This is a genomic window from Roseovarius sp. E0-M6 (genome assembly GCF_037083845.1).
Lineage (GTDB): Bacteria > Pseudomonadota > Alphaproteobacteria > Rhodobacterales > Rhodobacteraceae > Roseovarius.
This window is the reverse complement of sequence record NZ_JBAPLA010000001.1, coordinates 1,136,125-1,157,021: the sequence shown is the minus strand read 5'-3', so window position 1 is coordinate 1,157,021 and position 20,897 is coordinate 1,136,125. Positions and strand designations below refer to the sequence as shown.

The following is a 20,897-nucleotide window of genomic DNA, read 5'->3' as shown; positions in this document are numbered from 1 at the left end:
TTAACCCTTGGACGTGATCGCCTTGAGGATCTTGGGTGGCGACATGGGCAGTTCGTGCAGACGCACACCTGCCGCACGGCTGACCGCGTTGGAGAGCGCCGCGAGTGGCGGCACGATCGACGTTTCGCCCACGCCACGCACACCGTAAGGGTGACCGGGGTTGGGGATCTCAAGGATCACAGGTTCGATCGATGGCAGGTCTGAGGCCACGGGCACGCGGTAATCAAGGAAGCCCGCGTTGAGAAGCATACCGTCATCGTCGTAGATGTATTCCTCGTTCAGGGCCCAGCCGATACCTTGGGCCGAGCCGCCCTGCATCTGGCCTTCGACATAGTCGGGATGCACCGCTTTGCCCGCGTCCTGGAAGGCGGTATAGCGCAGAACCTTGGTCGCGCCGGTTTCCGGGTCCACCTCGACATCGGCAAGGTGGACGCCGAACGAGACGCCTGCGCCATCGGCATTCACCTCGTAATGGCCTGCGATGGGGCCGCCGGTTTCAGACGAGAGGGCGGCGATTTCCGCAAGGCTCATCGGTTCGAAATCGCCTGCGTTCGGGCCCGACGGCTTGGCCTGACCGTTTTCCCAGATGACCGCGTCGGGGTCGATCTCCCATATCTTGGCCACGCGGCTGCACATCTTCTTGATCGCGTCGCGCGCGGCCTCGATGGTGGCGAGACCAACGGCGAAGGTCACCCGGCTACCGTCTGTCACGTCATTGTAGCCCAAGGACGAGGTATCCGCGACGATTGTGCGCACCTGTTCATAGGGGATGCCCAGCTCTTCGGCGGCCATCATCGAGATGGATGCGCGGCTGCCGCCGATGTCGGGGTTGCCCTCGGTGATGCCGACGGTCCCGTCATCGTTGATGTTGAGCGAAACGCAGGTGTTGCCCCCGAAGTTGAACCAGAAGCCGCAGGACACGCCGCGCCCCTGATTTTCACCCAAGGGTGCGCTGTAATGCGGATGTTTCTGTGCCGCCTCAAGGGTGGCGACAAGGCCTATTGCCTCGAAGGTGGGGCCATAGGAGGACAATGTGCCTGCGTCGGCGGCGTTCTTGAGCCGCACGTCGAGGGGATCGAGCCCGAAATGCTGAGTCAGCTCGTCGACCACGCTTTCGACCGCGTAGACGGCCATCGGTGCGCCGGGGGCGCGGTAGGCCGCTTCCTTGGGGCGGTTGGTGAGAGCGTTCCAGCCTTCGGTCTTGACCGCGTCGAGATCATAGGCGGCGAAGGCCGATTGTGCGCCCATCGCCACGGTTTCACATGGAAATGCCCCGCCCTGATAGCGCAGCGCGGCGTAGGCGGCGGTGATGCGGCCATCCTTGGTCATGCCAATCTTGACGTCCGAAGAGGACGAGACCGTCGGCCCGGTGGCGCGGAACACTTCGTCGCGGGTCATCACAAGCTTGACCGGGCGGCCCGCCTTGCGGCTGAGCGCGAGGGCCACGGGTTCGATGAAGCAGGTGGTTTTGCCGCCGAAGCCGCCGCCGATTTCCGAGGCGGTGACACGAAGCTGGCTTGCTTCCATGCCGAGTATGCCCGCACACAGCGTGCGCACGAAATACTGACCTTGGGTGCAGCACCACAGGTCAGCCTTGCCGTCCGATGTCATCGAGGCAAGGCAGGCATGCGGCTCGATATAGCCTTGGTGGGTGGCTGCGGTCTTGAAGCTGCGTTCGATCACGTGGTCCGCCTTCGCGAAGCCCGCGTCGAGATCGCCATGGCCGAATTCGCAATACATCGTGACATTGTCGGAATAGTCGCCCTTGACGTTTTCCTGTTTGCGGCCTGCCTGAACCACGGGTGCGTCGGATTCCATCGCGTCGTCCACGTCGGTGACATGGGGCAGGGGGGTATAGTCGACCTTGATCAGCTTGAGCGCCGCCTTGGCGGTCTGGGCGTCCTTGGCTGCGACCGCGGCAACCGCGTGGCCATGATAGAGCGCCTTTTCCCGCGCGAGGCAGTTGTCGGCGACATCCAGCAGGAACTCATCGTCGAGCGCCGCGAAATCGGCGTTTGTGACGATCGCCTTGACGCCGGGCAGGGCCATTGCCTCGGAGGTGTCGATGGCGTTGATCTTGGCATGGGCGTGCGGGCTTCGAAGCACCGCGCCGGTGAGCATGCCGGGCACGACGAGATCGGCGCCATACTGGGCGCGGCCCGTCACTTTGTCGATGCCATCGGGGCGCTTGACGCGGGTGCCGATGACTTTGAAGTCTTGCTTCTCTCGGGACATCTTGTTCATGCTGTCTCTCCCCGCATTTCGGCGGCGGCGAACTGAACCGCCTTGATGATCTTGTCATAGCCTGTGCAGCGGCAAAGATTGCCGGCGAGCCAATAGCGGATCTCGGTTTCGGAGGGGTCCGGGTTGCGTTCGAGCAGATCCTTGGCCGCGACAAGGATGCCGGGCGTGCAGATGCCGCATTGCAGGGCGGCATTGTCGATGAAGCTCGATTGCAGGGGATGCAGGCTTTCGCCCGTGGCCATGCCTTCGATGGTTTCGATCTCGGCGCCCTGCGCCTCGGGGGCGAGGACGAGGCAGGCACAGACGAGGCGGCCATCCATCTTGACGGTGCAGGCGCCGCAATCGCCGGTGCCGCAGCCTTCCTTGGAGCCCGAGAGCCCGAGCCGCCCGCGCAGTGCGTCAAGCAGGGTTTCTTCGGGGGGGCAGACGAAATCCAATTCGTCGCCATTGACGGTGGTGGTGACGTGTAGCTTGCTCATGTGCGTTCTCCTGCACGGTCCTTGGCGATGCGGGCGGCGCGTTTGGCCAGAACACCCGCAACCTGGGTTCGGAATTCGACGGTGCCGCGTTTGTCGTCGATGGGCGTGGCCGCATCGCGGCAGGCCTTGGTCATCGCCTCGAGCGCGTCATCGTCCAGCTTGGTGCCGATGATCGCCTCGGCGGCGGCGGTCGCCACGATGATCTTGGGGCCGACGGCGCCCAGCACGACGCGGGCGTCCGAGACGGTCCCGTCTTCGGCCAGCTCAAGCGACACGGCGGCGGAGGCCACGGCGATATCCATCTCGGTGCGCGGCGTGAAGCGCAGATAGGCGTCGGCGGCGCGTTTGGGGCGCGCGGGCAGCAGCACGGAGGCCACGAACTCGCCTTCTTCGAGCGCGAGCTTGCCCGGCCCCTGAGGCAGGTCGGCTACCGGCACGTCGCGGGTTCCCGACGGCCCGACGACATGGGCCACCGCGTTCGCCGCGGCCATGGCCGGAACGGTGTCGGCGGCTGGCGACCCGTTGCAGAGGTTGCCGATGATGGTGCAGCGCCCCTGAATCTGCGTGGAGCCGATCAGGTCACATGCCTCGACCACGCCAGGCCAGAGCGATTTGACGCCGGCATGTTCGTTGAGTTGTTGGCCCGGAACACCCGCACCCACACGATAGCCGCCATCTTCTTCGGTGATGTCGCGCATGCCGGGAATGCGCTTGATGTCGATGACGGTCTCGGGCGAGACCATGCCGGATTTCATCTGGACAAGAAGATCGGTGCCGCCGGCGAGGATGCGGGCCTTGGCCCCACCTTCGGCCAGGTGGCGCGCCGCCTCCTCGGTTGATTGCGGTGACACGAAGTGCATGGCTGTCCTCCCTAGATGCAAGCCCAAAGGCGGGGCGCACGACGCAGCCCCGCTGAACGATCATTCAGACGAGAGGTTGCCGGGGATTCTGGCGGAATGCAAGGGGGCGAATTGCGGGTTTGGGCGGCGGCCCGTTCGCAACGCCCGTGGGGGTCATTGCGGCGTGATGCGGCGGGCCCCGTCGGGAATGGCGATGCGGGTTCGCTCTGTCTCGAGGCTGCGCAGGAAGCCGCGCAGTTCGGGATTGTTGCGGGTCGCGTCGCGGGCCGCCGCGATCACCATGTCCACGTCCTCGGCGGGCAGGCGCAAGCGCGTGGGAATTTCATTCAGCCGGTCGCGACGATCATCGGACACCCCCTGAAACGAGACTTCGCCCACGAAGAGTTTTATATCCGCGCAGTCCCAGCCGTCGGTGGATCCGCGCAGGCGGCGCAGCTCGGCGGGAGAAAGATCACAGCGGAATTCGACAAGATCCTCGACCCAGTCATCGAGTGTCATGCGCATCACGTCATAGCCAACCCGCGTGGCCGAGGACATTGACGAATTGGCGATGGCCATGGCGAGGGGCACTCCGCCCGGTCCCTTGATCTTTTGCGTCCAAGCATAGTCGGACTGCACCCCGGCATTGGCGACGAGAAAGAGCATGCGGCGCAGGTTTACCGCCTCGCGCGCGGTGAGAGGCCCATGCGGTGTCTGTGATTTTGCGCGTGCCATCGTGAGGCCGGTCGTGCCGAAATTGTCAGTGATGCCGCCATCGAGAAGTTTTACGAACTTGACCTTGGCCGGGTCGCGATAGCTTTCGAGTGTTCGGGCGTAGGCTTTCATCGCCGAACTGGCTTCGGGGTTGTAGCGTGCGGTGGTGAGCCAGCCCGGCTCGGTATAGGTGCAGGCATCGGTATGCGCCTCGAGCACGATGGGCGAGAAAACGAGCGGGAAGGCGGCAGAGGCCGCGACCGCCTCGGAGACCGGCAGGCGCGAGAGGTCCGAGCAGAGCGCGTCGAATGTTTCGGAGGAAAAGAGGAAGGGCGTGTTGTTGGCGATATCGGCGGCGTTGATCCACGTCACCGCATGGCCGCGCTGTGAGAGGTCGCCGAAGGTGGCCTTGTGAAAGATCGATTCGTCGAGAAACCGGGCGAAGGTTTTGCGTGAATTGGCGCCACCAGAGAGCCCGCGCGCAATCGCAACCGGGTTGAAGGGGGAGTTTGACATGTATTTCTCGGCGTTCTGCACGAGGTAGCGTTCGCGGTAGGAGCGCAGACCGCGCGGGCCGTGCAGACCGTAATAAGCCGCTGTGACAGAGCCACCCGAGACGCCCGAGACAAGCTCGACATGAGAGAGCAACCCGTCGTTGCCATACGCCTCGCGGGCGGTGGCGCGCAGTTCTTCGAGCATACCATACCCAAAAGCGGAGGCACGGGTGCCCCCGCCCGAGAAGGCAAGGCCGATATAGATGCCATCGTCGACCGCGTTATCAAGCGTTTGAAGCGGGGGTTGCGCGGCGACGGTGGCGGGAAGCGGTGCGTTAATGGGCGTGTTCGTCACCGCGCAGGCGGCAAGAGCGAGCGAGGCGGCAAAGGCAAGACTGGCGGCCAAGCGTGGCATAGGGGTTGGTCCTGAAAATACGTCGTTTCAAAGGGTAGGCCAGATGCGCGCGCCCGAGCAAGGATTCTTGGAGGCGGATGTGATCGGCCAGGTGCCGCCCCCGGATCGGATCAAAAAGGTCGCCCGCCTGAAACTCTGGCAGGGTCGACCGGAAATAAGTTGGGCCGAAAATCGTTGCCGGGGACCGGGTGGCCTATTTATGTTGAGGGGGCGGCGCAGCGGGCCGCAGGCGAGACCGGGGGGTGCCTTATGAAATGGATGGGTGTGATGATCTTGGCTGTGACGCTGATGGCGGGGCCGGGGCGCGCGACCGCGGAGATGAGCGATATCAAGCGGCTCGAAGCGTCGCGGATGGTCTATCTTGAAGGGTTGGCGCAGTTGGACCCCTACCTTGTGCTGGCCGCGTCGAAAATTCGCGCGCCGGTTCGGATGATGCGCGCCGACCGTGCCCCCCAAGAGGGCAGCGCGGCACAGGCCGGGCCGATTTCGGCGGCGGCGATGCTGGGCGTGGCCTTGGACATGGCGCAGGGCGATCCGGTGGCGGAGGCGGCGGTGAAAGCCGCCCGCGCAACGATGGATCAGGCTGTGCCAAAGGGGTTGCAGGGCGGTCCGGCCTTCAACTCGGCGGCGATCGCGGCGAAGGGAAAGGACCGGTATCCGGGCCTGACGTTCAAGGGCGGCAGGTTCGCTGAGATCTATATCGAGGGCCATGGTGGCGCGAACCTTGATCTCTTTGTCTATGACGGGAAAGGGCGGCTGGTTTGTTCGGACACGGATATCAGCGATTTCGCCCATTGCGGATGGTATCCGCAAAGCACCGAAACCTATACCGTGCAGGTGACGAACAAGGGAAACGGCACGCAATATTCCCTCGTGACGAACTAGGCGCCCGGGGGAATAGGGCGGTATTTCTGTTTGCGGTATGTCGCAAGAGCCTTAAGATGTGTCGAAAGTGGTTGTCCGGCTGCGGTTGCGCGGTTACTGATTGGCCAGTCAATTAAAAAAACATCAGGGAGATACAATATGAAAAAGACACTGATCGGTCTTGCGGCCGCATCTATCGCGACGGCTGGGCATGCCGCCGAAATGGGCGCCGTGGACGAGCCCATCAAACTCGCCGTGAACGAATGGACCGGCCAGCATGTGACGACGCATATCGCGGGCGAAATGCTAAAAGAAGCGGGCTATGAGGTGGAATACACCACCGCGGGATACATGAACATGTATCAGGCGATGGCGGATGGTGAGATCCACGCGGCGCTGGAAATCTGGTCTTCGAACGTGAGCGACGATTATGCCAAGCAAGTCGAGGCCGGCGGCGTGACCGAAATCGGCGACCTTGGACTCGCGGCCAAGGAAGGGATCGCGTATCCCGCGCATGTCGAGGAAATGTGCCCCGGTCTTCCGGCGTGGGAGGCGCTGAATGACTGCGCGCAGAAATTCGCGACCGCAGAGACACTGCCGCAGGGCCGTCTTGTGGATTATCCCGCTGACTGGGGCACGCCGGGTGCGGACCGGCTGACGGGGTTCGATCTTCCCTTCAAGGCGGTGCCGGCCGGGTCGGAAGGCGCGCTCATCGCCGAGCTTCGCGCCTCGACCGAGCGGGAGAGCCCGCTACTGATCACTTTTTGGCAACCGCATTGGGCGATGTCGAAATACGACGTGAAATTCGTCGAGATGCCCGCGGGTAACGAGGAGTGTTTCAACGATGCGTCTTGGGGCACGAACCCAAATGCCACGCATGATTGTGATTTCGCGCCCACGCGCATCTTCAAGGCCACTTGGTCGGGATTTGATGAGAAATGGCCGGCTGCGGCCGAAATTCTCGGAAACTTCCAGATGGATGTCGCCGATCAGCAACCCCTGATGGGACAGGTCGATGTTGATGGCATGTCGGTCGATCAGGCCGTTGAGAACTGGATGGCCGAGAACGAAGAGGCGTGGAAACCGATCGTGGACGCGGCTGTCAACTGATCCGCGTGACCGGATAGATTGAAACAAAGCGCGTTCCGGGCCTTGGTCCGGGGCGCGCGCGTATGCGAAGGCCCGCGAAACCACCCGGCATGACAGGGTGGGCGCCGGCCCGCAGGGACATTCGGGGATGACCATGACAGATACGACCGACGCGACCCGGCCGGCGATCCGCTGCCGCAATGTCTGGCAGGTATTTGGCGCGCGCGCCGGCGAAAAGCTTCGCGAGGCGCAGGAGGCCACGGGCGGAGACCGGGACGCCACCGCCGAGCGGCTTATCGCGGACGGGCTTATCCCTGCGGTGCGGGACGCGAATTTTGACGTCCGTCAGGGCGAACTTTTCGTGATCATGGGCCTGTCGGGATCGGGCAAATCCACCATCGTGCGGTGTATCGCGCGCCTGATTGAGGCGACGGGCGGTGAGATTTCCATCGAGGGGGAGAATATCCTCGAGGCGAACAAGGCGCGCATGACCGAATTGCGGCGCGACAAGCTTGGAATGGTGTTCCAGCATTTTGGTCTTTTCCCGCACATGAGCGTGGCCGAAAACGTGGCCTTCCCGCTCAAGATGCAGGGCAAGGGCCGGGCCGAGCGCCTGACGCGGGCGCATGAGGTGATCGAGCTTGTGGGGCTGGAGGGGCGCGAGGACGCCTATCCGCGCGAGCTTTCGGGTGGACAGCGGCAGCGTGTCGGCATCGCCCGGTCTCTCGCGGTCAATCCCGACATCTGGTTTCTGGACGAGCCGTTCAGCGCGCTTGACCCGTTGATCCGGCGGCAGTTGCAGGACGAGTTCATCGATATTCAGGCGCGGCTGAAGAAATCCATTGTCTTCATCACTCATGATATTGCCGAGGCGCTGAAGATCGCGGACCGTATCGCCATCATGCGCGATGGCAAGATCGTGCAGATAGGAACGCCGACCGAGATCGTGCTGAAACCGGTCGATGATTATGTGCGCGAATTTTCGAAGGATGTGGCCAAGGGACGGCATGCCAAGATCAGTTCGGTCATTCGGCCCGCGTCGGAAGGCACGGCGGACATGATGGACGATCCCGGCATCCGCGCCGACATGACGCTCGAGGATGCGTTGGGCAAATGTATCACCCGGTATAAACCCGTGCCAGTGCATGATGCCACGGGCAAGATCGTGGGCGTCGTGCATCCCAGCGATCTGGCCGCTGCATTGCAGGTGGACGAGACATGAGCGCGCCCGACATAGGTCTGGGTGCCGGCACAGGCCCCGCCACGGCGCGGCGTCTGAGCCCCGGTGCATGGGCCGCGATGGTGACGATCCTGACGGGGGCCATATGTCTTGCGCTTGAGCCCTATGCGCCGTGGTTGTTCGAGTTTCCGTCGGACTGGGCGCTGCCGATGACCGAATGGATCGGTGCGGGCCTTGGTTGGTTCCTCGAGGCGATAAAACCCGCGATGCGGGTCGTCTCGGCCGCGTTGGGCGGGGCGATGGATGGGTCGAACTGGCTTTTCAATACGGTGCCCTATCCGATTCTGATCGCGCTCGTGACCGCGTTCGGCTGGTGGGTGGGCGGCCTTCGAATGGCGTCTCTGGGTCTTGTGGGAATGGGCTTCGTGCTGGCCTCGGGGTATTGGACCGAGAGCATGAACACCTTGTCTCTGGTGGCGGTTTCGGTGCCTTTGGCACTGTTCCTTGGGGGGACAGTGGGTGTGCTGGCCAATGAAATTCCGCGCGTCAAGGGCGCCGTGCAGACCGTCATGGACGTCATGCAGACGGTGCCCACCTTCGCCTATCTCACGCCGCTCCTGCTTTTGTTCGGATTTGGCCCGGTTGTCGGCCTGATCGCAAGTGCGATCTATGCCGCGCCGCCCATGGCGCGCAACGTGATCCTTGGGCTTGAGCGTGTCGAAATGGATATCAAGGAAGCCGCGATCATGTCGGGTGGCACGCGTCTTCAACAGCTTTTCCTGATCGAAATCCCGTCGGCCAAGACCCAGATCATGGTGGGCGTCAATCAATGCCTGATGGCCGCGCTGAGCATGGTGATCATCGCCGCCGTGATCGGAGGTTATGAGGATATCGGATGGGAAGTTCTTCTGACCATGCGCAAGGCGCAGTTGGGTCCAAGCCTTCTTGCCGGGATGGTGATCGTGGTCTTTGCGATCGTGATCGACCGGATGAGCTTGCACATGGCGACCGAGCGCGAACGCCATACCCTACGGATATCGGCGGGTATCGTGGCGATCGGTGTGGTCATCACGCTTGTGCTTTGGGGGCAGGCGACGGCACCGGGGGCGATCACGCTGATGGAGCCGGCGAAAGACTGGCTCGATGCAGCGCTGAGCCGATTTCTGGTGGCCAATGGCGGAACGCTCGATGCGATCAAGAACGGGGCGATGTTCTTTGGGCTGTTGCCGGTGCGGATCGGGCTTGACGGGGCGGTCCTGCCGTTCACTTGGGGGTTCCAATGGACCCAGACCATGAGCCTTGTCTTTTACGCGGTGGCCGCGGTTCTGGGGCTGGGACTGATCGCGACGGGGCGCGTGGTGGGCGGTCTGGTCCTCGTGATCCTTGCAGGTGTGCTCGAAACCGGGGTGGTCGAGCTTCCTTGGCCGTTTGTCGTGATTGCGGCGGCCGCGATCGGGTGGAGCGCCGGCGGCGCGCGGCTCGCGGGGTTTGCGGGCATCATGATGGCCATCATCCTTGTCAGCGGCTTGTGGGACAAGGCGCTTTTGTCGCTTTACCTGTCGGGGGTCGCGGTTCTGGCCTGTGCGGTGCTGGGCGGGGGGATCGGCCTTTTGTGTGCGGTGAGCCCGATGGCGTGGCGCGTGGTGCGGCCGATCTGTGACATGCTTCAGACCATTCCGCTTTTCGTCTTTCTGATACCGGTCCTGATGTTCTTTGGCATCGGTGAGTTTCCTGCGTTTTTGGCCATCTGCATGTATGCCATCGTGCCGATGATCCGCTATACGCGGCACGGCCTTGTCATGACGCCGGACGAATTGGTCGAGGCGGCGGTGTCGTCAGGGGCGACCTCGGCGCAGTTGATGCGCGAAGTGCGTATTCCCTATGCGACGCCAACGATCCTTCTGGGGCTGAACCAGACGATCCTTTATGCCTTCGCGATGCTGGTCATCGCGGCGCTGGTGGGGACGACGGGTCTTGGTCAGTCGATCTATCTTGCACTGGGGCAGGCGGATGTCGGTCTTGGCATCGCATCGGGTGCGGCGATGGCGATGCTGGCGCTGGTGGCTGACCGTCTCGTGCAGGGATTTGCCGCAGAGCGGCGGCGCGCCTTGGGGCTTTGATCCAAGTTCAGACTGGCGCGGATACCAACATCGGCAGATCAAAAGAGATTTGAGACCTTGTCATCGGGGGCCAATTCCATCCGACGCCGGAGATGTACGCGGGCCCGCGTCAGCCGCGACATGACGGTGCCGACCGGAACACCCGTGCGCAGGGCGATGCGGCGGGGGCTGGTTTCGCCCTTCCAGCACGATCAGCAGCACCTCGGCCTGATCCGGCGGCAGGGTCTCGATCGCCAGAACGATGTCCCGAAGCGCGAGGGCGGGAAAGACCGCTGGTGGCATGCCCTCATCGGGGAGCGTGTCGGCAAGGCTTGGCGCATCGCGTGGCCGGGCTTGGGCGAAGCACCGCCCGCCGCTGCGCGTGGCCGGACGCAAGCGACCGATCTGACCCTCCTGTTACCTGTAGGGCTGCGTTCGGCGGCGCTTGACCAAAATCCGACCTGACACGGGAAACCGACACATGATCAAGTATATCGCACTCACCCTTGGAATGAGCCTCATGGCGCATTCGGCGATCGCGCTGAGCGAGGGTGTCATCGAGATCGACACGAACGGCGATGGCGTCATCGGCGACAGCGAGATGGTCGCTGCGCAGGATCGGGGGCTCATACCGTCCTCGCCGGGTGGCTGAGCTTACCCGGCTTTTCCGGGCCACGGCCACCTATCCGGCTTTTGAAGACTGCGGCCCGAGGGCATCGCTTTCCCGACCTGACCAGAAAGGCATGTCCCATGCTCTTGGGTCTCATTGCGATCCTGTGTCTGAGGGCGGGCTATCACGCGGCCCTCAGACGCGAGGTGCAATTTCACCGGCGCCGGATGCAAAAGGGTGCCGCGGGGGTTCAGGTCGCGGCGCGTTGCAGCATCCCGAAAAGATCGCGCGGATCGTCGGGATCGGCCAGTAGGTCGAGATCAAGATAGTAGTCGGACCCCGCGATGTGATCCCGGATATAACGGAGCGCGCTGAAATCCTCGATGGCGAAACCAACGCTGTCGAAAAGCGTGATCTGACTTTGCGAGGTGCGTCCGGTGGCCTTGCCGCTGAGGACTTCCCACATCTCGGTGACGGGGTGATCTTCGGGCATCTGCTGAATTTCGCCCTCGATGCGGGTCTGGGGCGGAAACTCCACGAAAATATCCGAACGGTGCAGGATCGCAGGGGCAAGCTCGGTCTTGCCGGGGCAGTCGCCGCCGATCGCGTTGATGTGGACACCCGAGCCGACCATGTTGTCGGTCAGGATGGTGGCATATTGCTTGTCGGCGGTGCAGGTGGTGATGATCTGCGCCCCTTCCATGCTTTCTTCGGCGGTCTTGCAGCCCACGACATTCAGGCCCTGCCCGGTGAGGTTGCGCACGGCCTTGGCGGTGGCGGCGGGATCGATATCGTAAAGGCGGATGTTCTTGACGCCGCAGATGGCCTTCATGGCGAGACTTTGAAATTCGCTTTGCGCCCCCGCACCGATCATCGCCATAGTGTCGGACCCTTGAGGGGCGAGATGCTTGGCCACCATGGCCGAGGTGGCGGCGGTGCGCAGTGCGGTCAGAACGGTCATTTCACTGAGCAAAACGGGATACCCGTTGCCCACATCGGCCAACAGGCCGAACGCGGTCACGGTTTGAAGGCCGGACTTGGTGTTTTTGGGATGGCCGTTCACGTATTTGAAGCCATAGACCTCACCGTCGGAGGTAGGCATCAACTCGATCACGCCTTCGGCGGAGTGCGAGGCGATACGCGGCGTCTTGTCGAACAACTCCCAGCGTTTGAAATCGGCCTCGATATAGTCGGCAAGGCCGCGCAGCATCGGTTCGATCCCGATATGGTGGACGAATTTCATCATGTTGTCGACTGAGACAAAAGGCACGAGGGCCTTTTCGGAAGGCAGGAGGTTGGTCATCGTGATACTCCTCAGGTGAATGCGCGGGTGGGTCGGTCGAAGACGCGGCGGCCAAGGGCCGAGGCCGCAAGGTCCACCATGACCTGTGCGGTGCGGCCGCGCTCGTCGAGAAAGGGGTTCAGTTCCACAAGGTCGAGCGAGGTCATGAGACCGCTGTCGCAGATCATTTCCATCATCAGATGCGCCTCGCGGATGGTCGCGCCGCCGGGAACGGTGGTGCCCACCGCCGGGGCGAAAGACGGGTCGAGGAAATCCACGTCGAGCGAGACATGGAGCATGCCGTCGGCCTTGGCCACATCCTCGAGGAATGCCGCGAGAGGGCGCGCGATGCCGGTTTCGTCGATACCGCGCATATCATGGTAGCGCATCGCCGTCTGCTGAAGCTCATCGCGTTCGGCAGGATCCACCGAGCGCAGACCGAGAAGGCAGATATTCTCGTGCGGGACCGGGCTTGTCACTTCGGGAAATCCGTGGAAGCCGTCGCGCCCGGTCACATACCCCAATGGCGCGCCGTGCAGGTTGCCCGAGCCGGTGCTTTGTGGCGTATGATAATCAGTATGGGCATCGGGCCAGAGCACGAAAAGCGGGCGTCCGGCCTTGGCGGCATGACGTGCGGCGCCAAGAATGGACCCGAGGGCAAGGCCGTGATCGCCGCCCATGAAGATCGGCAGACCATTGGGCAGCGCGTCCTGCGCAGCGCGGGCAAGCGCCGAGGTCCAGCCGATCATCCCGGCGGGTTCAAAGACATGTTCGGGAAGCTCGGCCGGTGCTGTCGCCGCGTCGGGCGTGATGTTGCCGACATCCTCGACGTTGTGGCCGAGGCTTTTCAGGGCTTCGTGAATGCCTGCAACGCGATAGGCGTCAGGGCCCATGCGGCAGCCTTGGCTGCGCTTGCCGCTGTCCATCGGAACGCCGATGAGGATACAATTGGTCATGATGTCCTCCGTCAGAACTTAAGGTGTTGGCGGCAAGATGATGATCATTTAGGTTGGGGTGAAGCGGCTATTTTGAACTTATGGGAAGTACTATAGCCAAACCGGAAGGAAATTTAGCCGAAATGGACGAAACGGATCAGCGGCTCATATCCGCATTGCGCCATGATGCCCGCGCCTCTCTGTCGCAGCTCGCGCTGGAGTTGGGGGTGTCACGCACTACGGTGCGCAGCCGTATCGAACGGTTGCAGCGCGCGGGTGACATCGTGGGATTTACCGTCGTGCTCAAGGGAGAGGCGGCCCGCGATCCGGTGCGCGCGCTGATCATGCTGGGAATCGAGGGGCGGGGCACCGACCGCATCCTGCGGCAGTTGAACGGTCTGAGCGCCGTGCGCGCCACTCATACCACGAATGGCCGCTGGGACGTGATCGCCGAACTTGGCACCACCTCGCTTGAGGCGATCGACGCGGTGATCAGCCAGATCCGCAAGTTCGACGGCGTGGTATCAAGCGAAACCAGCCTGCTTCTGAGCACGCGGAAATCCTCGGCCTGAGCTGCGCGGCGCGGCGTCTGGTTCTGGTTACCAACCGCTTGGGCGAACCGGTTTAGCCGGTCTGCACCGCCTTCGACGTCTTGCGCAACTGATCCTGAAAATATTTCACGCCCTGTTCATGCCGGGGCGAGAGGGGACCGGGGCGGTACCCGCCGCTTTCGTAATTTTTCTGAGTTTCGATGCAAATTTCGAAATCCTCGCGAATGACCTGAAGGTTGTCGGCGATGGTTCGGGCGCGGGTCTCGGCCGTTGCCTCGGAGGTGTCGGCGAAATAGAAATTGTAGATCAGTTCGGTGCGCCGGTGGTCCACCGGGTTGATGCGCGACGTGTTCATACCGCCGTCGAATAGCGAAAGCGTCCAGTTGGGCCACATCCAGAGCCATTTGCCGCGATAAAACAGCCCGTCGCGCGGCGGTGCGGTCATGCGGACAAGGCCGTCATGGGCGGTGGTCTCGAACGCGTCAAACTCGATGGCCGCGTGAAATTGCGGGTGGACGCCGGGGATGTGGTAGCCTTCGACGAAATTGTCGGTATAGATTTTCCAGTTGGCGTCGAAGGTCATCACCTCTTCGTGGGTCCAGTGGAAGGTTTCGAGCGGTTCCTCGGCAAGTTCGGGAGCGGTGGCGCCCAATTGCTCTGTCAATGTGCGCTCGGGGTCGATGGCGACAAAAAGCAGCCCGCGCCAGACCTCCCACGCGATCTGATCAAGGGCCCAGTCGGACATTTCAAAATCGGGATCATCGCCCCACCACGGCACATTGAGAAGCGATCCGTCCTCGCCCCAGACCCATTGGTGATAGGGGCAGCGGATGGTGGAACAGCGCCCCGAACCTTCGGGCAGAAGGCGCGCGCCGCGGTGACGGCAGACATTTCGGAAGGCGCGGATACCCTCGCGGGTCATCAGCACGAAAACCTTCTGACCGGCGATTTCGGTCGCCACATAGTCACCCCGCTCCGATAGACGGGAGGCCGGCCCGATCAATTGCCATGTGCGCGCAAATATGCGCGACACGTCGGAGGCGTGAATTTCCGGGGATGTATAGTGTCGTGGGTCGAGATTGCGCATGTTCGTGCTCCTGTCGCGGTTGACGATAGGGGCGCGGGCAAGGCGGGGTCAAGCGATCAGCTTTTGCGCAGGGCTGCCCACCAGAGCGCGGCCAGTCCGAACGCGATGAGCGCATTCCAGCTTGCCATCGACAGGCCAAGCATCTCCCACGCGACATCGTCGCAGCGGATCACCGGGGCAGTGACGATCTTGTCGAAGAAATCCGCATTGCTAAGCCCGTCGCCGCCCGATGCTGTGCAGGTGGCGGGCCCCTCCCACAGGCCGCGCTCGACCCCGGTGTGATAGAGGCCAATTGCGCCTGTGGTCAGTGCGGCGAGCATCCCCAGAAGCGGCAAAAGCCAGCCACGGATCGCCACCGCGATCAGCCCTATGGGAATTGCGACGGCATGCGGCCATCGCTGCCAGATACAGAGCTTGCAGGGGGGAAGGCCGCCCAGATGCTGAAACGCGAACGCCCCCAGCAGGAGCGCGAGCGACCCAAAGGCCGCCAAGCCGATTAGCGTGTTGCGCTGCATCACAGGAACTTCACCACGTAGAACCCCGCCAGAAGGATGATCACGAATAGAGTGAACATAAGCCCGAGGCGGCGTTCGATAAAGTTCCGCACCGGCGCACCGAATTTCCACAGCAGGGCGGCCACGAGGAAAAACCGCAATCCCCGGGCGAGAATCGAAGTGGCGATAAAGGTGCCGAGCGGCATGCCGGTCCAGCCCGACATGATGGTGATGACCTTGTAGGGGAACGGTGTCACCCCCGCCGTGAGAACCGCCCAAAAGCCGAAATCGTTGAAACGGGTGGCGAATTCTTCCATCGCGTGGACCTTGCCCAGCGACTCGAGAATGGGCTGTCCGATCTGTTCATAGGCCAGCGCGCCGATGGCATATCCCAGAAGTCCGCCCACCACCGACGACACGAGCGCAACCGTGGCGACAAGCCAGGCCCGAGAGGGCCGCGCGAGGATCATCGGAATCATCAGCACATCGGGAGGAATCGGAAAAACCGAGCTTTCGATGAACGAGACAAATGCCAGAACCCAAAGCGCACGGGGATGATCCGCAAGCGTGATCGTCCAGTCATAAAGGCGTCTGAGCATGTCTCGTGTCCCGGCTGTGCGAGACCGGATTGATCATGGGGGGCACGCGGGGTCAAGAGGTCTGGACGAGCGGATGCGCATTCGCTAGAGACACATCCGTGGCCCAAGTGGCGGAATGGTAGACGCAGGGGATTCAAAATCCCCCGCTAGCAATAGCGTGTCGGTTCGAGTCCGACCTTGGGCACCACACCCTCCAGAGCGACCAAGATATCAACTCATTGGCGAATGCCGGTGCCTTTGCCGGAACGAGGAGTAAGACCGTTTCGGGGCGCGCCATGAAACGTGCCGAAACATCTGCACCGATGGCCCGAATCGGAGGTAGCGTTTCCAGAGCGGGTTCAAACTGCGTGAAACGTCAGAATTGGACAAAAATCGCCAACACAACGTCTGCCGCATTTTTAACAAAGATTAATTTGGGCAATCGAGATTAAGTGTTCGCCAAACAGAAACAATCATTCGTCCGACGAGAGGCGCGCCGCACCGGCGCAATAGCGTTCTGACCTTCTAAGACAGGTCGTTTGTGCCGTGATCGACAGGTTCCGGTTTGGAAACAATGGCCCGGAACACCCGCCCCACACATGGCAAATCGGGGCGCGGATCGGCGCTTTGTGCCTTGGTGAAAGCGCATTTGCCTAAATTTTTCCTTTGTTGGCCGTTTCGGCTGTCCTAAAAAGAATGTGCCCAGCTGGGGGGCGATGAAGATGGTCACGGGGGCGACCACACGGCATTTCGTATCGAGAGAGGTACGGGGAGACGTGTGATCGCAAAGCCGCGTAATGCGGTGTCGTGAAACACGATCGGTCAGGCGAAGACCTGACGAAATTGGTGACGCAACGACGCGCCGATTATCTCCCCTCCAATGATCACGAGGTCCGTGCAGGTCGCTTGCGTAACCGTTGCATCGTCGGCGGCGAGAAAACTTATTCCGCGGTTTGCGTGGACGGCTCAGGCCGGCATTAGGAGAAGAGTAATGGGTATTGATAGAACGGATACGGGTAGCGGCGTCGTCGAAGGCGATGCAACTGACAACGAAATCAACGCGCTGACCCCCGGTGATGCCGAAGGTGACGTGATTGATGGCGGTGACGCCTCGCTTCCCGGCGAGACGGGCGACGACGATATCGTGAACGCGGGCGATGGCGACGATACGGTCGACGCGGGTGCCGGCGACGACGAGATTTTCGGCGGCGCGGGGAATGATGACCTTGATGGCGGCGCGGGCGACGACCTGATCGCAGGCGACCGCGATATCATTGACAATATCGCCACCCGTGAGGTTCTACGCTGGAGTGAAGCGCCCGATCCTGATGGCGCGGACGGGTCGCCTGGAATTGATGACGGCGATGCTCTGACCACGTTCACGCAGGACACAGGAAATGTCGACGTGACCTTCACCTCGACCACCTCGGGCTCGAATGCTCCCACGGTCTTTGCCGATAATTTCCATCTGGTGGATGGTATTGCCACCGATGGCGCGCCCGCCGATTCCAACAGCTCGCTCGACAATGTTCTGGGCGGCGAGACGGCCAATACTGAATACGCGCTCGGCTTCTCGAATCCGGTGGAAAACGTATCATTTCGCGTCAACGACATCGACGGCGACGGCGTCGTGCGGATTTCGGCGCTTGATGCCGAGGGTAACCCCATCGAGGTCAACCTGACAGCGGGCAGCAATGTCACGCTGCTGGATACAGACGCGGTGGCCGGGGCCGATACGGCCGATAGCGATGGCGGCTATGAGCCTGATTCCTCGCCGGCCTATTCTGTTCTTGTGGATATTCCGGGGCCGGTGTCGCAGATCACGGTCAATCACGATCAGAACGGACCCGACACCTCGGGTATCAAGCTGACCGATGTCTATTACGATGCGTTCCCCGAAGTGGCGGCTGGCGATGACACGCTCACCGGTGGTGAGGGCGACGATACGTTGCTGGGCGAGGGTGGCAATGATGAGCTGACCGGTGGTGAAGGTGCCGATCAGATCACGGGCGGCGACGGCGATGACACGATCACCGGCGGCACGGCCGGTGACACCGCCGATGGCGGCGATGGCGGAACCGACAATGACACGCTCGATCTGAGTGGGAGCGGCCCGCTTCGCGTGGTCAGCCAAACCGATGATCCCGATGGAAATTCGACCAGCGGCGTGATCGAGTTTCTCGATGACGATGGCGACCCGACAGGCACCATGGAGTTCTCGGAGATCGAGAACCTGATCCTGCCGGATGACGCGCCGGGCCCCGATGGAATCGTTTCCGGCACCGACGCGGGCGAGACGATCGACCTTGGCTATACCGGCGACCCGGATGGCGACACGATCGACGACATGGACGCGATCCTGCCGGGCGAAGCGCCGCAGGATGACATCGTTGAAGCAGGCGGCGGTGACGACACCGTGCGCGGCCGTGAAGGCGATGACGACATCCGTGGCGGCGACGGCGACGACAGCCTGCGCGGCGATAGCGGTGACGACATCATCGACGGCGGCGATGGCGACGACTCGCTTCGCGGTGACGACGGGGAAAACACCCTTGTCGGCGGTGAGGGTGACGATTCGCTGATCGGCGGGCCGGAGAACGACACGCTTCTTGGTGGCGACGGTCAGGATACCGCGCTTGGCGGCGGTGGCGATGACGTCATCGACACGTCCGCGTCGGTCGGATCGCCGAGCGATCCCGACTTCCCCCTGCCGGATGACGGTTTCGGGGCCACGGTGCCGGAAGACCCCAATGTCGATAACGACCGCGATCTCGCGGCGGGCGGCGCCGGGAACGACACCATCACGACCGGCGACGATGCCGACACGATCACCGGCGGTGCCGGCGATGACGTGATCGACGGTGGCCTTGACGATGATGAGATCGACGGCGGCGACGGCAATGACGAGATCATCGCGGGTGAGGGTAGCGATACCGTGACCGGGGGTAGGGGTGACGATACCATCTATGGTGGCGTCAATGACCCGGCGGCCAACATTCCCGATGCGACCGATCCCGAGCTGGACAACGGCGACGACGATCTGAGCGGCGGTGCCGGCGACGACATGATCTTCGGCGAGGATGACAACGACACGATCCGTGGCGGTATCGGCAACGATACGCTGGACGGCGGGATCGACGACGACTCGATCCGCGGTCAGGACGGTGACGACAGCATTCTCGGCGGCGACGGCATGGACACCCTGCAAGGTGGCAATGGCGACGATATCATTGAAGGCGGCGACGGTGACGACACCATCGAAGGCCGTGCGGACAATGACACCATCATCGGCGGCGCCGGGGCCGACGACATGTCGGGCGACACTGGCCGTGACACGTTCATCATCGGCTCGGCCGCAGATGGAGATGGCGACAATGCCGATGGCGGGTCCGGTGGCGACGATTTCGATACGCTCGACCTCACGGGCGCGGGCGACTTCGAACGGGTGAATGAAACGGTCGACCCCGATGGCGACTCGACCTCGGGGCGGATCAACTTCCTCGATGCGCCAGGCGGGTCGGTGACGGGCACGATGACCTTCCAGGAAATCGAGCGGATCATCCCCTGCTTCACACCCGGAACGCTCATCGCGACACCGAAGGGCGAACGCAAGGTGGAGGATCTGGAGATCGGTGACCGGGTCATCACCCGCGACAACGGGCTTCAGGAAATCCGCTGGATCGGGCGGCGTGATCTTGAGGGGGCCGAACTTCTTCAGGCACCGCAGCTCAAACCGGTTCTGATCCGTGCGGGCGCGTTGGGCCGCGGCCTTCCCGAGACTGATCTTCTTGTCAGTCCGAACCACAGGGTGCTGATCAACAACGAGAAATCGGCGCTCTACTTCGAGGATCGCGAAGTGCTGGTCTCGGCCAAGCATCTGACCGGGCTTGAGGGTGTGGATCACGTGGACACCGGCGAGGTGAGCTACATCCACTTCATGTTCGATCAGCACGAGGTCGTGCTCTCGAACGGATCGTGGACCGAGAGCTTCCAACCCGGTGAGCAGACGTTGGGCGACATGGATGCGGAAAGCCGTGAGGAAATCTTCACGCTCTTCCCCGAACTGCGCGAAGCCGAAGGTGTGAATGCCTATCAGGCCGCACGCCGGTCGCTCAAGAAGCACGAGGCACAGCTTCTGACCAAGTAATACCTTGCAGCCGGACCGGCCAGCTCCCCCCGCGGGCTGGTTCCCAGGATCGGTTGCGGGGGCCAACCCGGTTCTGAACGGAACAATCCCGGCTTTTTGTCGGGGTTGTTTCGTTTTTGGAAACAAGCGTCGCGCGAAACGCTTTACCGTCTGAACACTCTAACGCTCTCTCGCGCGCCAGCGGGCCCAGGCCCCGGGCGTGTCGAGATCGGTCACAGCGCGATCACCGTCGAGTGGCACCAATATCACCGTCTCACTCCGCAAAAGTGGCCAGGCGCCCTCATCGCCGCGCAGCCCTGCCATCGCGGGGCGCAGGCGTGCGGGCAGGATCACCGGGTGACCGGCCTGGCCGCCCGCGGTCACCGCGCGGTGAACAGTTTGAGGGGCCGTGGCATGGGCAAAGGCAAGCGTGCGGATGTCATCGGTGGTGATGTCGGGCATGTCGGGCAAAAGCACCATCAGGGCATGATCCGGGTCCGCCACACGGGCGCCTGCCCTGAGTGAGGCGGCCATGCCTTCTCCGGCGTCGGGAACCTCGATGCAGGTGCAGCCGATATCCGCGATCACGGCGCTGCGTTGTCCGTGGGCGGGGGGCAGGGTGACAATCACCGGCGCGCCGGTGTGTCGCGCGCGCAGAACCTGCCGTCGCAGGAGCGGCACGCCCGCTACCTTTTCGAGAAGCTTGTCGCGCCCACCCATACGGGATGACGCGCCGGCGGCGGGGACAAGGATGCTCAGGCCATTCATCTTTCCCCAAATACTCCCGCCGGAGGCGGCGCGCCAGTCACAACCCGCC

Annotated in this window: 19 protein-coding genes and 1 tRNA gene; 9 read left to right on the top strand and 11 right to left on the bottom strand. The window is 62.7% G+C overall.

Annotated features, from left to right (window positions below; all coding sequences use genetic code 11):
• From V8359_RS05495 to V8359_RS05480, 4 genes are all read right to left on the bottom strand, one after another.
• Positions 1 to 2,244, bottom strand: coding sequence for a xanthine dehydrogenase family protein molybdopterin-binding subunit (locus tag V8359_RS05495; protein WP_336427718.1), 2,244 nt, complete (start codon positions 2,242 to 2,244; stop codon positions 1 to 3).
• Positions 2,241 to 2,723 carry a (2Fe-2S)-binding protein gene (locus tag V8359_RS05490; RefSeq protein WP_336427717.1) on the bottom strand — a complete coding sequence of 161 codons (483 nt, stop codon included), beginning with the start codon at positions 2,721 to 2,723 and terminating at the stop codon, positions 2,241 to 2,243. The genes V8359_RS05495 and V8359_RS05490 overlap by 4 nt, the downstream gene beginning before the upstream one ends.
• Complete coding sequence (locus tag V8359_RS05485; RefSeq protein WP_336427716.1) at positions 2,720 to 3,583, bottom strand: FAD binding domain-containing protein; 864 nt, start codon at positions 3,581 to 3,583, stop codon at positions 2,720 to 2,722. Before V8359_RS05485 ends, V8359_RS05490 begins: the two co-directional genes overlap by 4 nt.
• A gap of 153 nt (positions 3,584 to 3,736) precedes the next feature.
• Complete coding sequence (locus tag V8359_RS05480; protein WP_336427715.1) at positions 3,737 to 5,185, bottom strand: patatin-like phospholipase family protein; 1,449 nt, start codon at positions 5,183 to 5,185, stop codon at positions 3,737 to 3,739.
• Between the two features lie 249 nt (positions 5,186 to 5,434).
• On the opposite strand from V8359_RS05480, the gene V8359_RS05475 reads away from it, so the two are divergent.
• The 4 genes from V8359_RS05475 to V8359_RS05460 all read left to right on the top strand — a co-directional run bounded on the left by V8359_RS05475 (position 5,435) and on the right by V8359_RS05460 (position 10,438).
• Positions 5,435 to 6,070, top strand: a complete 636-nt coding sequence (locus V8359_RS05475) for a hypothetical protein (protein ID WP_336427714.1) — start codon at positions 5,435 to 5,437, stop codon at positions 6,068 to 6,070.
• Positions 6,071 to 6,208: 138 nt separating this feature from the next.
• The gene (locus V8359_RS05470) at positions 6,209 to 7,159 is read left to right on the top strand and encodes an ABC transporter substrate-binding protein (protein ID WP_336427713.1); all 951 of its coding nucleotides are present in this window, start codon (positions 6,209 to 6,211) and stop codon (positions 7,157 to 7,159) included.
• A 133-nt stretch (positions 7,160 to 7,292) separates the two neighbouring features.
• Complete coding sequence (locus V8359_RS05465) at positions 7,293 to 8,360, top strand: quaternary amine ABC transporter ATP-binding protein (RefSeq protein WP_442970315.1); 1,068 nt, start codon at positions 7,293 to 7,295, stop codon at positions 8,358 to 8,360.
• The gene (locus tag V8359_RS05460; RefSeq protein WP_336427711.1) at positions 8,357 to 10,438 is read left to right on the top strand and encodes an ABC transporter permease; all 2,082 of its coding nucleotides are present in this window, start codon (positions 8,357 to 8,359) and stop codon (positions 10,436 to 10,438) included. The genes V8359_RS05465 and V8359_RS05460 overlap by 4 nt, the downstream gene beginning before the upstream one ends.
• A gap of 38 nt (positions 10,439 to 10,476) precedes the next feature.
• Here the strand turns inward: V8359_RS05460 and V8359_RS19300 are convergent, their stop codons facing one another.
• Positions 10,477 to 10,590, bottom strand: coding sequence for a hypothetical protein (locus tag V8359_RS19300; protein WP_442970330.1), 114 nt, complete (start codon positions 10,588 to 10,590; stop codon positions 10,477 to 10,479).
• Between V8359_RS19300 and V8359_RS05455 the strand changes: the two genes are divergently transcribed.
• Together V8359_RS05455 and V8359_RS05450 are read left to right on the top strand one after the other, a co-directional pair.
• Positions 10,559 to 10,882, top strand: a complete 324-nt coding sequence (locus tag V8359_RS05455; RefSeq protein WP_336427710.1) for a hypothetical protein — start codon at positions 10,559 to 10,561, stop codon at positions 10,880 to 10,882. The two genes, V8359_RS19300 and V8359_RS05455, sit on opposite strands and share 32 nt — an antisense overlap.
• A 16-nt stretch (positions 10,883 to 10,898) precedes the next feature.
• Positions 10,899 to 11,069, top strand: a complete 171-nt coding sequence (locus V8359_RS05450; RefSeq protein WP_336427709.1) for a hypothetical protein — start codon at positions 10,899 to 10,901, stop codon at positions 11,067 to 11,069.
• 208 nt (positions 11,070 to 11,277) lie between these two features.
• On the opposite strand, the gene V8359_RS05445 is transcribed toward V8359_RS05450, so the two are convergent.
• Together V8359_RS05445 and rocF are read right to left on the bottom strand one after the other, a co-directional pair.
• Positions 11,278 to 12,330 carry an ornithine cyclodeaminase gene (locus V8359_RS05445; RefSeq protein ID WP_336427708.1) on the bottom strand — a complete coding sequence of 351 codons (1,053 nt, stop codon included), beginning with the start codon at positions 12,328 to 12,330 and terminating at the stop codon, positions 11,278 to 11,280.
• Between the two features lie 11 nt (positions 12,331 to 12,341).
• A complete protein-coding gene (gene rocF, locus V8359_RS05440) occupies positions 12,342 to 13,265 on the bottom strand; it encodes an arginase (RefSeq protein ID WP_336427707.1) in 924 nt (307 codons plus the stop codon).
• Positions 13,266 to 13,387: 122 nt separating this feature from the next.
• Here rocF and V8359_RS05435 point away from each other — a divergent pair, with 122 nt between their 5' ends.
• Positions 13,388 to 13,816: an Lrp/AsnC family transcriptional regulator gene (locus tag V8359_RS05435; protein ID WP_336427706.1), complete on the top strand. Its 429-nt coding sequence runs from the start codon at positions 13,388 to 13,390 to the stop codon at positions 13,814 to 13,816.
• A 52-nt stretch (positions 13,817 to 13,868) separates the two neighbouring features.
• Here V8359_RS05435 and V8359_RS05430 read toward each other — a convergent pair whose 3' ends face one another.
• Genes V8359_RS05430 through V8359_RS05420 form a run of 3 tightly spaced genes read right to left on the bottom strand, consistent with a single transcriptional unit; the run spans position 13,869 to position 15,975 of the window.
• Positions 13,869 to 14,882 (bottom strand): aromatic ring-hydroxylating oxygenase subunit alpha, encoded by a 1,014-nt coding sequence (locus V8359_RS05430; RefSeq protein ID WP_336427705.1) that lies wholly within the window; start codon positions 14,880 to 14,882, stop codon positions 13,869 to 13,871.
• A 56-nt stretch (positions 14,883 to 14,938) separates the two neighbouring features.
• Positions 14,939 to 15,397 (bottom strand): disulfide bond formation protein B, encoded by a 459-nt coding sequence (locus V8359_RS05425; RefSeq protein WP_336427704.1) that lies wholly within the window; start codon positions 15,395 to 15,397, stop codon positions 14,939 to 14,941.
• Entirely contained in the window at positions 15,397 to 15,975 is a 579-nt protein-coding gene (locus tag V8359_RS05420; RefSeq protein ID WP_336427703.1) for a YqaA family protein, read from the bottom strand. The genes V8359_RS05425 and V8359_RS05420 overlap by 1 nt, the downstream gene beginning before the upstream one ends.
• A 101-nt stretch (positions 15,976 to 16,076) precedes the next feature.
• Between V8359_RS05420 and V8359_RS05415 the strand changes: the two genes are divergently transcribed.
• Positions 16,077 to 16,162 (top strand) — tRNA-Leu (locus tag V8359_RS05415).
• A gap of 783 nt (positions 16,163 to 16,945) precedes the next feature.
• On the top strand, positions 16,946 to 20,101 hold the full coding sequence (locus V8359_RS05410) for a Hint domain-containing protein (protein ID WP_336427702.1): 3,156 nt from the start codon (positions 16,946 to 16,948) through the stop codon (positions 20,099 to 20,101).
• Between the two features lie 159 nt (positions 20,102 to 20,260).
• Here V8359_RS05410 and V8359_RS05405 read toward each other — a convergent pair whose 3' ends face one another.
• On the bottom strand, positions 20,261 to 20,848 hold the full coding sequence (locus V8359_RS05405) for a nucleotidyltransferase family protein (RefSeq protein ID WP_336427701.1): 588 nt from the start codon (positions 20,846 to 20,848) through the stop codon (positions 20,261 to 20,263).
• Positions 20,849 to 20,897 lie beyond the last annotated feature (49 nt).

Coding starts and splice junctions, on each gene's coding strand:
- V8359_RS05495 (WP_336427718.1), bottom strand. CDS start 2,244: ATGAACAAGATGTCCCGAGAGAAGCAAGACTTCAAAGTCATCGGCACC.
- V8359_RS05490 (WP_336427717.1), bottom strand. CDS start 2,723: ATGAGCAAGCTACACGTCACCACCACCGTCAATGGCGACGAATTGGAT.
- V8359_RS05485 (WP_336427716.1), bottom strand. CDS start 3,583: ATGCACTTCGTGTCACCGCAATCAACCGAGGAGGCGGCGCGCCACCTG.
- V8359_RS05480 (WP_336427715.1), bottom strand. CDS start 5,185: ATGCCACGCTTGGCCGCCAGTCTTGCCTTTGCCGCCTCGCTCGCTCTT.
- V8359_RS05475 (WP_336427714.1), top strand. CDS start 5,435: ATGAAATGGATGGGTGTGATGATCTTGGCTGTGACGCTGATGGCGGGG.
- V8359_RS05470 (WP_336427713.1), top strand. CDS start 6,209: ATGAAAAAGACACTGATCGGTCTTGCGGCCGCATCTATCGCGACGGCT.
- V8359_RS05465 (WP_442970315.1), top strand. CDS start 7,293: ATGACAGATACGACCGACGCGACCCGGCCGGCGATCCGCTGCCGCAAT.
- V8359_RS05460 (WP_336427711.1), top strand. CDS start 8,357: ATGAGCGCGCCCGACATAGGTCTGGGTGCCGGCACAGGCCCCGCCACG.
- V8359_RS05455 (WP_336427710.1), top strand. CDS start 10,559: ATGACGGTGCCGACCGGAACACCCGTGCGCAGGGCGATGCGGCGGGGG.
- V8359_RS05450 (WP_336427709.1), top strand. CDS start 10,899: ATGATCAAGTATATCGCACTCACCCTTGGAATGAGCCTCATGGCGCAT.
- V8359_RS05445 (WP_336427708.1), bottom strand. CDS start 12,330: ATGACCAACCTCCTGCCTTCCGAAAAGGCCCTCGTGCCTTTTGTCTCA.
- rocF (WP_336427707.1), bottom strand. CDS start 13,265: ATGACCAATTGTATCCTCATCGGCGTTCCGATGGACAGCGGCAAGCGC.
- V8359_RS05435 (WP_336427706.1), top strand. CDS start 13,388: ATGGACGAAACGGATCAGCGGCTCATATCCGCATTGCGCCATGATGCC.
- V8359_RS05430 (WP_336427705.1), bottom strand. CDS start 14,882: ATGCGCAATCTCGACCCACGACACTATACATCCCCGGAAATTCACGCC.
- V8359_RS05425 (WP_336427704.1), bottom strand. CDS start 15,397: ATGCAGCGCAACACGCTAATCGGCTTGGCGGCCTTTGGGTCGCTCGCG.
- V8359_RS05420 (WP_336427703.1), bottom strand. CDS start 15,975: ATGCTCAGACGCCTTTATGACTGGACGATCACGCTTGCGGATCATCCC.
- V8359_RS05410 (WP_336427702.1), top strand. CDS start 16,946: ATGGGTATTGATAGAACGGATACGGGTAGCGGCGTCGTCGAAGGCGAT.
- V8359_RS05405 (WP_336427701.1), bottom strand. CDS start 20,848: ATGAATGGCCTGAGCATCCTTGTCCCCGCCGCCGGCGCGTCATCCCGT.